Origin of the sequence: Robertmurraya mesotrionivorans, from assembly GCF_050971805.1 — a bacterium.
Taxonomy (GTDB): domain Bacteria; phylum Bacillota; class Bacilli; order Bacillales; family Cytobacillaceae; genus Robertmurraya_A.
Map to the genome: position 1 here is coordinate 14249 of NZ_JBPCCH010000007.1, position 14187 is coordinate 28435.

Here is a 14187-nt window from a genome sequence, read left to right on the forward strand (position 1 = left end):
GGAGGTTAAGGGATGGAAGCTTTATCGGAAGTGTCACAAGTAAAAAAAGTAAATGGTGGTAGCGTAGTCTCACCAAAGGGATTTTATGCAGGTGGTGTACACGCTGGACTTCGTTATTCTAGAAAAGATGTTGGATTAATATATAGTGAAGTACCTGCCAGTAGCGCAGCTGTTTACACATTAAATCAGTTTCAAGCAGCCCCGCTAAAGGTAACTCAGCATAGTATTCAGGAAAATGGAAAGCTACAAGCGGTGATTGTAAATAGTGCATGCGCAAATGCTTGTACAGGAGAAAGAGGTCTACAAGATGCCTACTCCATGCGAAAGCTGACAGCCGATAAGCTGAACATTGAGGAAACTTTCGTAGCGGTTGCTTCTACAGGAGTAATCGGTGAGTACCTCCAAATGGATCGAATTGCAGCAGGAATTTCAGAAATACAATTTGGTCAAACAGAAGAAGATGCTGAAGGATTTCAAACGGCGATTTTAACAACAGATACATGTATGAAAAGCAGTTGTTACACAACTGAGATTGATGGGAAACTAGTGACGATGGGTGGAGCATCAAAAGGATCTGGAATGATTCATCCAAATATGGCTACCATGCTCGGCTTTATTACTTGTGATGCCGCAATATCTCCTGAGTCTCTAAAGAAAGCACTAAAAAGCGTAACAAATGAGTCCTTCAACCAAATAACTGTCGATGGTGATACATCTACGAACGATATGGTACTTGTAATGGCGAACGGAAAAGCTGGAAATGAGGAGCTTCATGAAGGCCATAAAGATTGGGAAGCTTTCATTGAGTTACTGAAAAATACAAGCCAAGACTTAGCAAAGCAAATTGCGCGTGACGGAGAGGGAGCCACAAAGCTAATAGAAGTGAGTGTAAAAGGTGCAGCTTCCAATGACGATGCGCGTAAAATTGCAAAGCAAATTGTAGGTTCCAATCTTGTGAAAACAGCTATTTTCGGTGCTGATGCAAACTGGGGACGTATTATTGGTGCGATTGGTCAAGCGGGTGTCGAAGTGAATGTTGATACTGTAGATATTAAACTTGGTGAAACAACGATGTTATTAAATAGTGTGCCTCAAGTGTTTTCAGAGGATGAGGCAAAGAAATATTTAGAAAATGATACGATTCATATTTTCGTCGATTTACAATTTGGAGACGGGGAAGGAAAGGCATGGGGATGTGACCTTTCTTACGATTACGTAAAAATTAATGCGAGCTATCGAACGTAAGGGGGCACATAGGTTGTCAACGATCGTAATTAAATGTGGTGGAAGTGTATTAAACGAACTATCTTCTAGTTTTTTTGAAAGTATAAAAGAAATGAAGAAGAAAGGTTTTTCTGTGGTGATTGTTCATGGTGGTGGACCGGACATAAATGACATGCTTGAGAAGCTAAACATTATGCCTGAATTTGTAAATGGACTAAGGAAAACAACGAAGGAAACATTACAAATTGCTGAAATGGTGCTCACAGGTAAAACAAATCGTAAGTTGGTCGAACAACTGAATGATTTTGGACTCACAGCTGTAGGGCTAAATGGCAGTGACTCTAATCTAATCCAAGCAGAATACCTAGACAAAGAGCGACTTGGATATGTTGGTAAGGTCCAATCAATTAATAAAGAGCTCATTCAATTAATGGTTGAATCGGGACATATACCGGTGATTACACCGATTGCAATAAATAAACAAAACGTAAAGCTTAACGTAAATGCCGATTACGCAGCTGCTGCGGTTGCTAGCGGTTTAGAAGCAGAGCAGTGCTTGTTTGTAACAGATGTGGATGGAATTCTTGTAAACAATCAAGTGAAGAAAGAACTTAATAAGCGTGAAGTTAGTGAATTGATTGAAAACGGTACGATATATGGCGGCATGATTCCTAAAGTAGAGTCGGCATTGTCAGCGATAGACATGGGGCTTAAGAGCGTAATGATTGTGAATGGTAAAAAAGGATTTTTTGAGAATGGCCAATGGCTTGGTACTCAGATTTGTAGAAAGGAAGGGATTCTTCAATGAGTGGTCTTTTTCCAACATATGCAAGATGGGAAGTGGAGCCAGCTAAGGCTGTAGGTTCCTATTTATACGATAAAAATGATAAGAAATATTTAGATTTTACTTCTGGAATCGGAGTTTGTAACCTTGGACATCAGCCAGAAGCCGTGAAAAAGGCTGTGATTCATCAGCTTGATCAATTCTGGCATGTATCGAATCTGTTTCATCAAGAAAAGCAAGTGACTGCGGCAAAAATGCTTGCTGATGCCGCTGGATTAGAGGCAGTATTTTTTGCAAATAGTGGAGCTGAAGCCAACGAGGGAGCAATTAAACTCGCAAGAAAAGCAACGGGAAGAACAAAAATTATTACGTTTCAACAATCTTTCCACGGAAGAACTTTTGCGACGATGTCAGCGACTGGTCAAGACAAAATAAAAGAAGGCTACGGTAACATGCTCGAAACATTCGTTTATGTTCCGTTTAACGATATCACGTCACTAAAAGCAGAAATGTCTCATGAAGTGGCCGCTGTAATGCTTGAAGTCATTCAAGGTGAGGGCGGTATTCATGTAGGCGAAGAGGCATTTCTTAAAGAAGTAGAAAAGCTTTGTAAGGAATATGGTGCGTTATTTGTTATTGATGAAATCCAAACAGGGATAGGTAGAACTGGAAAGCCTTTTGCTTTTCAACAGTACGATTTATCTCCTGATATCGTGACTTCGGCAAAGGGATTAGGAAGTGGATTTCCGATCGGAGCAGTAATCGGTACAGAGAAGTTAGTGACGTTTTTTGGACCGGGAAGTCATGGTTCAACCTTTGGAGGGAATCCAGTTTCCATTAGTGCTGCAATAGCTACAATGGAAGCGATCTTTGCTCCAGAATTTTTAGAGTCAGTTGTTAAAAAGGGAGAATACACGAAATCGTTACTTGAACAGGAATTAAAGGATATTTCTGTTGTGAAGGAGATTCGCGGCTCCGGATTAATGATTGGTGTTGAATTACAAAATTCGGTAGGTTCACTTCTAAAGGATTTAAGAGAAAGCGGATTGTTAGCATTACCAGCTGGTGAAAATGTTCTCCGTCTTCTGCCGCCATTAACTGCAACAGAGGAACAAATAAATGAAGCGGTTAATATAATTAAAACGGTCTTACAAAAATCATATATAACAGCCTAAATGGCTGCTCTTTTTTACAGTGTATTGCATAAAAATTAAGTTTAGGATATAAATATTCACAATTTACGAGGTGGAACAATGAAAGCATATGTGCATTTAAAAAGTGGTGACACGTTCGAAGGAAAATGGGTTGTCAAAACAGACAATGAACCAGTGTCCGGGGAGATTGTTTTTTTTACAGGAATGACTGGGTATCAAGAAGTATTGACGGACCCTTCATATAAGGATCAAATCATCGTATTTACGTATCCTCTAATTGGTAACTACGGAATAAATCTTGAAGATTTTGAAAGTAAACAACCACATGTTGCTGGGGTCATTGTATATGAGGCTTGTATGAATAACTCTCATTACCAAGCTAAATACTCGTTAAGTGAATATTTACAAAAATGGGGAATTCCACTAATTGAACATGTGGATACGAGAGAAGTTGTAAAACAAATCCGTAACGAGGGTTCCATGCCTGTTGTGATTAACACGGATTCTGATAAACCACAATCCTTCGAGCTTGGAGATATGGAAAAGGTATCGAAAGTGTCTTCAACACAGATCTCAACGGAAGGGCACGAAGGAGATTTTCACGTTGTATTAATGGATTTTGGAAATAAGAAGTCGATTCAACACTCGTTGTTAAATAGAGGCTGCAAGGTAACGACTGTTCCTTACAATAGCTCATATGAAGAAATTAAAAAGCTTAATCCGGATGGCATTTTATTATCCAATGGTCCTGGAGACCCGAAGCATCTCAAACATTTATTGCCTACCATCTCAAAGGTCATTAAAGCGTATCCGACCCTTGGAATTTGTTTAGGCCACCAACTAGCAGGTTTAGCTTTAGGAGCAGATACAAAGAAATTATTATTTGGACATCGTGGTGCTAATCATCCAGTAATGGATAAGGAAACGAAGACGGTATTTATGACCTCTCAGAATCATAGCTATTACGTTGATGAAAAAAGCTTAGCTGGCACGGGTCTTAAAACTCGATTTTATAATTTACATGATTCAACAATTGAAGGATTTTACCACGATAGCTATCAGTTAATAACGACACAATTTCATCCTGAAGCAAACCCAGGTCCTTCAGAGGGTGAATATATTTTTGACGAATTTTTGCAATTAATTAAAGAAAATAATGGGAGTCAAGTTGCATATGCCTAAAGATCAATCTATCACATCCATATTAGTCATCGGTTCGGGACCGATTATCATCGGGCAAGCGGCAGAATTCGATTATGCAGGCACACAAGCCTGCATGGCCTTAAAAGAGGAAGGGTACCGAGTAATATTAGTAAATAATAATCCGGCTACCATTATGACAGATAGTCATTTTGCTGATGCTATTTATTTCGAGCCGCTTACAGTAGACGTTATCGAGAAAATTATTCAAAAAGAACAGCCAGATGGGTTACTTGCTACGCTAGGGGGACAAACGGGACTAAACCTTGCGTTTCAGTTAGCAGAGCATGGAATTCTTGAGAAATACGGAGTAAAGGTTCTTGGTACCTCCATTGAGTCAATTAAAAAAGGTGAGGATCGTTCCGCCTTTCGTCAGTTAATGAACGAGCTTGGAGAGCCTGTACCAGAAAGTAAGATTGTTCATACTGTTGATGAAGCAGTCAGCTTTTCAAAAGAAATTGGTTTCCCAATTATCATTAGACCTGCTTACACACTTGGTGGAACAGGTGGAGGAATTGCATCAAATGAGGAGGAATTCCTCCAATTGGTCCAAGGAGGACTCAAAGAGAGTCCCATCCATCAATGCTTAATTGAAAAAAGTATTGCTGGTTTTAAAGAAGTTGAGTATGAAGTGATGCGTGATGCTTCTAATACGTGCATTATCATTTGTAATATGGAAAATTTTGACCCAGTCGGAATCCACACAGGTGATTCAATCGTTGTTGCTCCTTCTCAAACATTAACAGATGAAGAGTATCAAATGCTTCGATCTGCTTCGATTAAGATCATTTCTGCGCTTGGAATCGTAGGTGGTTGTAATATCCAATTTGCCCTAGATCCGGTAAGTAAGAATTATTACTTAATTGAAGTAAATCCTCGGGTAAGTCGTTCGTCTGCACTTGCTTCAAAAGCAACGGGTTATCCAATCGCGAGAATGGCTGCTAAGCTTGCAGTAGGTTATGAGTTGTCAGAGTTAATTAATCCTGTAACAGGTGATACGTTTGCAAGCTTCGAGCCTGCATTGGATTATATCGTTGTTAAGTTCCCTAAGTGGCCTTTTGATAAGTTCCCAACCATTGAGAGAAAGTTGGGTACACAAATGAAGGCAACAGGAGAGGTAATGGGGATCGACCGTAACTTTGAAAGAGCACTTTTAAAAGCCATTCGCTCTCTCGAAATTAAGGTACAGGATTTAGAGATGTCCTCCTTAAAAACATTAAGTAAAGAACAATTATATGTTGAACTTGCGAAACAAAACGATGAGCGCTTTTTCATCTTAATGGAGTTAATGAGACGTGGGGAAGAAGTAAATACTCTGCATGAACTGACGAAAATTGATTTCTTTTTCCTGTACTATATGAAGAAGCTTGCTCAGTTAGAAAAGGAAATTTATGAAGCAACTATCCAATCAGTTACATCGGAACAGTTACAGCTTTTTAAAGAAAAAGGTTTTAGTGATCGTTTTCTAGCTGAAGCATGGAATGTGACGGAAGCAGAACTGAGAGAAACACGAAAGAAACACAATATTTTGCCAGCTTACAAAATGGTGGATACATGTGCAGCCGAGTTTTCTGCCGTTACGAATTACTTTTACTCCACTTATTTTGGGAAAAATGAACAAATTCCTTCAGATAAAAGAAAGGTAGTCATCGTTGGCAGTGGTCCGATTCGAATTGGCCAAGGCATTGAGTTTGATTACTGCTCCGTTCACGGAGTGTTTGCTTTAAAAGAAGAAGGTATAGAAACGATTATGATCAATAATAACCCGGAAACGGTTAGTACAGATTTTGCTACAGCTGATCGTTTGTATTTTGAGCCGTTAACCGTTGAAGATATTTTGAATGTGTTAGAAGCTGAGGAAACAAATGAGGTTATCATTCAACTAGGTGGTCAAACTGCGATAAACTTAGCAGCAGGTCTTGAACAAGCGGGAGTAACTATTTTAGGTACTGGCTCGGAGGTTATCGATGTACTAGAAGAAAGAGATAAATTTTATCAACTTCTTGATAAACTAGAGATACCAAGACTTGAAGGCCAATTTGTAAACAGTGTTGAGGAGCTTAACGAGGCTGCTAATTCCATTGGTTATCCAATCCTCATTCGCCCTTCTTATGTTATCGGTGGAAGAGGAATGGTCACTATTAAGGAATCAAGTGAGCTTCAAGCATTTATTGAAGAGACGGATTTACAGTTCCCATACCTTGTTGATCAATTTTTACCAGCAATAGAAGCAGAGCTTGATCTAGTCAGTGATGGAGAAAATGTTCTCGCCCCTGTGGTGATGGAACATATTGAACGAACAGGAGTCCATTCTGGTGATAGTTTGTCTGTGTTACCTCCTCATACGTTATCGAAAAAAGTTCAAGAGAAAATGCTTTCTTATGCAACGAAAATTACAACTCATCTAAAATATAAAGGTCTTCTAAATATACAGTTTATTATTGATCAAGAAGATGTATATGTGCTAGAAGTCAATCCACGTGCAAGTCGAACGGTACCGATTATAAGTAAGGTTACAGGTGTACCATTAGTTCAAATTGCGACAAAAATATTGCTTGGGAAATACCAGTTGTCGAAAAATGATGAATCATTGAATTTAAATGATCTCCCATTTGTTTGTGTGAAGTACCCTGTGTTTTCAAATTATGCGTTAAAAGGCCTAGATTCAAAGGTGAGTCCAGAGATGAGATCAACTGGAGAAGGAATAAGTCTAGCAATGACTTATGAGGAAGCGATGAAGAAGTCCTTCCACACCTTATTGAAAGATCGACCTACTGGAAAAGTAGCGGTAAAACCAAGTTATATTTCAGAAATCAAACAAGCTGGAATAGATGAAGAAGCAATCATAGAGGCAAATGAATTATCGGCAACCAAAGTAAAAGAAGAGGCAATTATTGCTTATTACAACCCTGATCAAGGACTTGAAGACAAAAAAGTAAGAGAAACAGCTACGAAAAATCGTGTTCTTACATTTACAGAAGAAGAAACATTAGTAGCTTTCCTAGCTGGGCAAACAGCAAAGGAATTTACCGTTCATTCACTTAATGAATGGTTATCAAAGAAAAGAGAGGTGAAGCTTACATGATCTCGGTTAAAACCAATGAGAAAAAAGCTGACTTAAAGGATATGTTAACATTAAGAGATTACTCTTCAGAACAAATCAATAATCTTTTATCAAACGCGATAAAAATTAAAAATGCTTTTAAGCTTGGAGAGTCATATACGCCACTAAAAGGGAAAATTCTAGGAATGATATTTGATAAGTCTTCCACAAGAACACGTGTATCATTCGAAGCTGGAATGATTCAGCTTGGTGGATCGGCAATGTACTTAAACGGTAAAGATTTGCAAATTGGAAGAGGGGAACCGATTTCTGATACGGCAAAGGTGTTATCAGAGTATATTGATGGAATTATGATCCGTACTCATTATCACCATACGGTTGAAGAACTTGCTAAGCATGCGTCAATTCCCGTTATAAATGGACTAACAGATATGTATCATCCATGCCAAGCACTTGCTGATCTTCAAACAATTTTGGAATGTAAAGGCTCATTAACAGGTCTGAAAATTGCGTATATTGGTGATGGCAATAATGTGGCACACTCCCTCATTATTGGTGCAGTGAAAATGGGGATGCATATCGCTGTCGCAAGTCCAGCTGGATATGGACCAAATCCGGAGATTGTATCGTATTCAAAAGAAATTGCTGAACAAACAGGTGGTTCCGTGATTATTACAAACGACGCTTTTGAAGCAGCAAATCAAGCTGATGTTGTGTATACAGATGTATGGACGAGTATGGGGCAAGAGGAAGAAAATGAAATTCGCCTAAAAGCATTTACCAATTATCAAGTAAATGCAGAACTTGTAAAGCATGCTAAGCCTGATTATTTATTCATGCATTGCTTACCTGCTCATCGTGGGGAAGAAGTTTCCCACGAGGTGATTGATGGCGAAAACTCAGTTGTTTTTCATCAAGCTGGAAATCGACTTCATGCACAAAAGGCGTTATTAGTTGAATTACTTGGATAAAAAAGGATTCCTGCGTTTTCGCAGGGATTTTTTTATTTGGGTAATACTATAATCGACCATTAGAAAGGAGTGGAATTATGGGACAAAACCATCGTTTTCGTTCAGGTGATAAGGCACCAAACAATGGTGTCTATATAGAGATAGGTGATACAGGTTCTATGGTTACGAACCCTAAAAAAATTAAGCTAAAAGCAGGCGAACGTTTCCCAGAATCAACAAATGACGAGCGCCAATGGACATATGCACCAAAGTACACTCATAACTAAGTAAAGCCATCCTATATGGATGGCTTTACTTATGCGAAAAATGGATTATAATAGAAATTGAATAAAGGTCAAAAATGGTCAAAGGAGGAGCCTTATGGATTTTCAATCAATGACTGAACGGGTGCAGGTGGCGTTTTCTGAGGCTCAAGCGCTAGCCAGAAAATCAAACCATCAAGAGATTGACGAAGCTCACCTTTTTATTTCTCTTTTCAAAGAACAGGACAGTTTAGCAACTATGATAATAGAACGTCTTCAGCTTTCGGTGGATCCGTACTTAGACCAGCTGGAGCAAATTAGAAAGAGAAAGCCCGAGGTATTAAGCGGAAATACACAAACCAATATATATATAACATCTCTCCTTCAAAAACTTCTCCTCCAAGCAGAAAAAGAGAAGGATGCACTAGAGGATCAATACATGTCTGTAGAACATTTAATGTTAGCAGCAGCCAGCATACAGGAAACGACATTTAGTCAATATTTGAAGAAACATAAAATTAGTAAGGAAAGATTACATGAAGTTATTTATGAGATTAGGGGGAATCAAAAGGTGACTTCACAGAATCCGGAATCAACTTATGATGTATTAAATAAATATGGACGTGACTTAGTAGAAGAGGTAAAAAAGGGAAAGATTGATCCTGTAATTGGACGGGATGCGGAGATACGAAATGTGATTCGAATTTTGTCACGGAAAACGAAAAACAATCCTGTTTTAATTGGAGAACCAGGAGTTGGAAAAACGGCCATTGTCGAGGGACTTGCTCAACGAATTGTTAGAAAGGATGTACCGGAAGGGTTAAAGGATAAAACCGTTTTTTCACTTGATATGAGTGCTTTAATCGCAGGTGCAAAATTTCGAGGTGAATTTGAGGAAAGACTAAAAGCAGTATTAAATGAAGTTAAGAAGAGTGATGGTCGGATCCTTCTATTTATCGACGAGCTTCATACAATCGTAGGAGCTGGAAAAACAGAAGGAGCGATGGATGCTGGTAATATGTTAAAGCCGATGCTTGCTCGAGGAGAGCTGCATTGTATAGGTGCAACAACTCTTGATGAACATCGAAAATACATTGAAAAAGATCCTGCATTAGAACGACGTTTCCAGCAGGTGGTCATTCAGGAACCGAATGTGGAGGATACCATTTCTATTTTGAGAGGGCTAAAGGAACGATTTGAAATTCATCACGGAGTTAATATTCATGATCGAGCAATCGTTACAGCAGCTAAATTGTCTGACCGGTATATTACAGATCGCTTTTTGCCAGATAAAGCTATTGACTTAATTGATGAAGCTTGTGCTTTAATTCGTACTGAAATTGACTCGATGCCAACCGAATTAGACGAAGTATCACGGAGAGTCATGCAATTAGAGATAGAAGAAGCTGCATTAGTGAAAGAAGTAGATAGTCAGAGTAAAGAACGCCTTCATCTTCTACAAAAGGAACTGGCAGACATAAGGGAAAAAGTCGCTACAATGAAGGCTAAGTGGCTTAAGGAAAAAGAAGGAATTCAAAAGGTCCAAGAAAAACGAGAACAATTAGAGAAATTAAGAAGAGAGCTAGAAGATGCAGAAAACCAATATGATTTAAATCGTGCGGCAGAACTTCGACATGGGAAAATTCCAACAGCTGAAAAAGAGCTTGAACTATTGGAGAAGGAAATGAATTCGAAGCAAGGGGAACGATTGCTTCGTGAAGAGGTTACAGAGGAGGAAATCGCAAATATCGTCTCTCGATGGACAGGTATCCCTGTTGTGAAGTTAGTAGAGGGAGAAAGAGAGAAGCTTCTTCGGCTAGAAAGCATTTTACAAGAGAGGGTAGTTGGACAGTCTGAAGCAATTGAACTCGTTTCTGATGCTGTTTTACGAGCGCGGGCTGGAATTAAGGATCCCAATCGACCAATAGGCTCGTTTATTTTCCTTGGGCCAACAGGTGTTGGAAAAACAGAATTAGCGAAAGCACTTGCGCAAGTATTATTTGATAGCGAGGAACAAATCATTCGAATCGATATGTCTGAATACATGGAAAAGCATGCCGTATCTAGATTAATTGGTGCTCCCCCTGGATATGTCGGTTATGAAGAAGGTGGACAACTTACAGAAGCAGTGAGAAGAAAGCCTTATTCAGTGATTCTTTTAGATGAAATAGAGAAGGCTCATCCAGAAGTATTTAATATTTTATTGCAAATGTTAGATGATGGAAGAATTACTGATTCTCAAGGAAGAACGGTAGATTTTAAAAATACAATTATTATTATGACATCCAACATTGGTTCTCATATATTGTTAGAAAGCCAATCAAATAAGGATGAGGGAAAGGAAAGAGTACTTGAGTTATTAAAAACTCATTTCCGCCCGGAATTTTTAAATCGAATTGACGAAATTATTACCTTTAACCCTTTAGATTTATCAGCGATTAAAGAAATTGTTAGCAAATTAATAAATGAATTGAGTCAGCGGGTTAAGGAACAAAATATACATGTGGAAATATCGGATACAGCAAGAGAGTATATTGCTACACATGGATTTGACCCTGTATACGGTGCTAGACCTTTAAAAAGATACATTCAGCGAAATATTGAGACCCTGTTAGCTAGGGAAATTATTTCAGGTAAGGTTAAGGAGAAAAACACTGTACAGATTGAATTGATAGACGGTAAAATAAAATTAAATATCCTCTGATCAAATTAAAAAGTCATCCTTCGAATATGGATGACTTTTTTCAAACATTTTTTATTAAGATTAATGTGTTTCATGACCGCTTGGCTCATTCGGTAAAACAGCACCAATAACAAAAATTAGTACTGTAACAATCACTCCAACTATGGCACCGGTTTCAAAATGAAACGCAACTCCAATCATGGACGAAACGACGTATGAAAGCATTTGTACTAATAAGAACGTCCAGAAAAATGTCCAAAAGTAACTCATTTTTTTCACCTCTTACATATTGAAATCTTCATTCATCTTACCATATCGCTATAAAATAATAAATGAATATTGACAAAACAAGGTAGAAATTTATCAGTCAATCCACCGAATTTAGGCTAATCTCCCTTTCATTTTAAATAATGATTCATACATTATTATGGAGCAAAATGACGTTGAAGGAGTTTTTAGTATGGAGAACCGAAACTTTAAACTGGATACCGAATGGAATATGATTCATTATCCCGAAAAACCACGCGGTTTCGGTATCTTAATTATTGGTGACGAAAGACATTTTGTTGATGAGAAAAGTAGTTTTTGGACGCAAAATGAAGGGAAATGGACACTCATTCAGAAGCTCAGGGAGTCAGGCTACACGGTCTTTTATTCCAACCTTTACGGAAAGCATTGGGGAAGTGACAAGGCAGTTAAGCTAGCGAAAAGACTCTATGAGTATATTATCCGAACGGAAATAATTAATGAAAATATTCATATTTTAGCTGAAGGTATGGGAGCACTTGTTGCTTTAAAGCTCATTGATATGATGGAGGAAAATATTCGTTCAACGGTGCTTATCAACCCTATTCTTTCTTTAAAAGACCATTTAGAGCAGGAAAAGGAGCATAAATTCTTTTATAAGAAGCTTATGAGAGAACTGTCTCAATCCTACGAACAAGATTATCATCAGATTGTTGAGTTACTAATCAGTGAGCAGGGTGACCGACATGTGAAGCCGAAAACCCCAACGAAGATCATTCATGTCCTGTCCGGAAATCGTGCCTATAAACAATCCAATTTACTAAAAGAATTGTCAGTGAAGTGGGAGGATACGAATGCACCTGTTACTGTGTGTTATATGCTGCCAGAGAAAAAACAGCAAATCGCTCAACAGGTTACAAAATTTTTAAAGCAGCATGAAAAAGTACTGTAATAAAGAACTAAGAATAGTGGTGACTCCCTGCGCATATACTGGTATATCGAGTAACAGGGAGGCTTTTTTTATGGACAAGGTACTTGTACTTGGGGCTTTGGAGGAGCTAGGATTCGAAATGACCGCTTTACTATTAGAAGAAGGATATGAAGTAAGAGGGATTCATCTTCAAACAGGCGACGAAACGATCTATAACGATAGAAGGATGGAGATTGGAAGAAATGCAAATTTTGAAGAAATTGGTTTAAATGAGTGGCTTCAACAAGGTGATTTGACTACAACATCAACTTGGGTTTTTCTGAATGGCTTTGACGAAAACGTAAAGCGTGTTTGGATGGAGGAATATAGCAAGTTAAAAAGGAAGTTACAGTCCATTGCTTCAAATTCTAAATCCTCAATTGTATTTATTCACCCTTTCACAGAGTGGGAGAAACGAAATGATAATGAATATGATGGAAATGTAATGTGTTTTTTTGTATCGTTATCCCATGAAGTGAATGGTAGTAATGTAGTTGAAGAATTTGAACGTAAAGAGTTTTCTTCCATCTTTAGAGCGATAATGGACGTTGTTGGATTTGGGTAAAACAAAAAAAACTTTTCATTCTTTATATGTTAAAGGTAGAATGTAAGAGATAAATAGTAAGTGAATTGGACTTTCATTTTTTAGTTGAGTGTCCTTTTGAAAGGCGGAAAAGAAAATGCGTAAGATGTTTGTTCGGGTTGGAGTGTTACTTCTTTTAAGCCTGCCCTTCCTGACAAGCTGTGGACAACCTATGTCTTCTGGCGAGCTGAAAAAGGTCGGATTATTGGTGCCAGAAACAATCAATGATCAGGTTTGGGGGACTAAAGGGTATAAAGGAATGTTAAAAATTCAATCCCGTTTTAAAGTTGACGTTTATTATAAAGAAGACATGAACTCAGAGGCAATCGTTGAAAGAGCGGTAAAAGAGTTTGAGCAAAAAGGTGTTAATCTCATTTTTGGGCATGGTAATGAGTACGGTCCATATTTTAACAACCTAGCAAATAAGTACCCTGAAATACATTTTGTGAGTTTTAACAGTGATGCTCATGAGGAAAATACAACGAGCTTAAACTTTGAAGCATATGCTATGGGTTTTTTTGGTGGAATGGTAGCAGGAAAGATGACAAAAACCAATGAAATAGGGATAATCGCTGCATATGAATGGCAGCCAGAAGTAAAAGGATTCCTTGAGGGAGCTCAATACCAAAATAAGGATGTAGCTGTACAAATCGATTATGTCGGCCATTGGGACGATGATGATAAGGCCTTAAGCTTTTTGGATCGTATGATGAAGAACAAGGTGGATGTAATCTATCCAGCTGGTGATGGATACAATGTGCCAGTTATTGAGAAAATAAAAGAAAACGGATTGTATGCAATAGGGTTTATTTCCGATCAGTCTGATTTAGGGGAATCAACTGTTCTGACTAGCACCGTTCAGCATGTAGATAAACTATATGAATTAGTTGCTGAAAAATACAGCAAGAACGAATTGCAATCAGGAAACCTTACCTTTGATTTTCAAGATAATGTGATTTCCTTAGGGAAGTTCAGTCCCGATGTGGATCAAGCATTTGAAGATGAAATAACAGCTTTAATTACAAAGTATAAAGAAACTGGTGAATTGCCAAATCAATAGGAGGAT

Annotated in this window: 12 protein-coding genes; 11 read left to right on the top strand and 1 reads right to left on the bottom strand. The window is 38.2% G+C overall.

The window, feature by feature from the left end; translation table 11 throughout:
• Nucleotides 1-12: 12 nt before the first annotated feature.
• From argJ to clpB, 8 genes are all read left to right on the top strand, one after another.
• Nucleotides 13-1245, top strand: a complete 1233-nt coding sequence (gene argJ / locus ACRX5O_RS12820) for a bifunctional ornithine acetyltransferase/N-acetylglutamate synthase (protein WP_433906323.1) — start codon at nucleotides 13-15, stop codon at nucleotides 1243-1245.
• A 13-nt stretch (nucleotides 1246-1258) separates the two neighbouring features.
• Complete coding sequence (gene argB / locus ACRX5O_RS12825; RefSeq protein ID WP_433906324.1) at nucleotides 1259-2032, top strand: acetylglutamate kinase; 774 nt, start codon at nucleotides 1259-1261, stop codon at nucleotides 2030-2032.
• A complete protein-coding gene (gene argD / locus ACRX5O_RS12830; RefSeq protein ID WP_433906325.1) occupies nucleotides 2029-3183 on the top strand; it encodes an acetylornithine transaminase in 1155 nt (384 codons plus the stop codon). The genes argB and argD overlap by 4 nt, the downstream gene beginning before the upstream one ends.
• A 78-nt stretch (nucleotides 3184-3261) precedes the next feature.
• Complete coding sequence (locus ACRX5O_RS12835; protein ID WP_433906326.1) at nucleotides 3262-4344, top strand: carbamoyl phosphate synthase small subunit; 1083 nt, start codon at nucleotides 3262-3264, stop codon at nucleotides 4342-4344.
• Nucleotides 4337-7447, top strand: a complete 3111-nt coding sequence (gene carB / locus ACRX5O_RS12840; protein WP_433906327.1) for a carbamoyl-phosphate synthase (glutamine-hydrolyzing) large subunit — start codon at nucleotides 4337-4339, stop codon at nucleotides 7445-7447. Before ACRX5O_RS12835 ends, carB begins: the two co-directional genes overlap by 8 nt.
• A complete protein-coding gene (gene argF / locus ACRX5O_RS12845) occupies nucleotides 7444-8397 on the top strand; it encodes an ornithine carbamoyltransferase (RefSeq protein WP_433906328.1) in 954 nt (317 codons plus the stop codon). Before carB ends, argF begins: the two co-directional genes overlap by 4 nt.
• Nucleotides 8398-8474: 77 nt before the next feature.
• Nucleotides 8475-8663: a YjzC family protein gene (locus tag ACRX5O_RS12850; protein ID WP_119707237.1), complete on the top strand. Its 189-nt coding sequence runs from the start codon at nucleotides 8475-8477 to the stop codon at nucleotides 8661-8663.
• 94 nt (nucleotides 8664-8757) lie between these two features.
• Nucleotides 8758-11343 carry an ATP-dependent chaperone ClpB gene (gene clpB, locus ACRX5O_RS12855; protein ID WP_433906329.1) on the top strand — a complete coding sequence of 862 codons (2586 nt, stop codon included), beginning with the start codon at nucleotides 8758-8760 and terminating at the stop codon, nucleotides 11341-11343.
• 60 nt (nucleotides 11344-11403) lie between these two features.
• Here the strand turns inward: clpB and ACRX5O_RS12860 are convergent, their stop codons facing one another.
• On the bottom strand, nucleotides 11404-11592 hold the full coding sequence (locus ACRX5O_RS12860; RefSeq protein ID WP_119707239.1) for a YjzD family protein: 189 nt from the start codon (nucleotides 11590-11592) through the stop codon (nucleotides 11404-11406).
• A 190-nt stretch (nucleotides 11593-11782) separates the two neighbouring features.
• On the opposite strand from ACRX5O_RS12860, the gene ACRX5O_RS12865 reads away from it, so the two are divergent.
• The 3 genes from ACRX5O_RS12865 to ACRX5O_RS12875 all read left to right on the top strand — a co-directional run bounded on the left by ACRX5O_RS12865 (nucleotide 11783) and on the right by ACRX5O_RS12875 (nucleotide 14181).
• Nucleotides 11783-12520 carry a hydrolase gene (locus ACRX5O_RS12865; protein ID WP_433906330.1) on the top strand — a complete coding sequence of 246 codons (738 nt, stop codon included), beginning with the start codon at nucleotides 11783-11785 and terminating at the stop codon, nucleotides 12518-12520.
• Nucleotides 12521-12590: 70 nt separating this feature from the next.
• Entirely contained in the window at nucleotides 12591-13103 is a 513-nt protein-coding gene (locus ACRX5O_RS12870) for a hypothetical protein (RefSeq protein ID WP_433906331.1), read from the top strand.
• Nucleotides 13104-13227: 124 nt separating this feature from the next.
• Nucleotides 13228-14181: a BMP family ABC transporter substrate-binding protein gene (locus tag ACRX5O_RS12875; protein ID WP_433906485.1), complete on the top strand. Its 954-nt coding sequence runs from the start codon at nucleotides 13228-13230 to the stop codon at nucleotides 14179-14181.
• The last annotated feature ends 6 nt before the right edge of the window (nucleotides 14182-14187 follow it).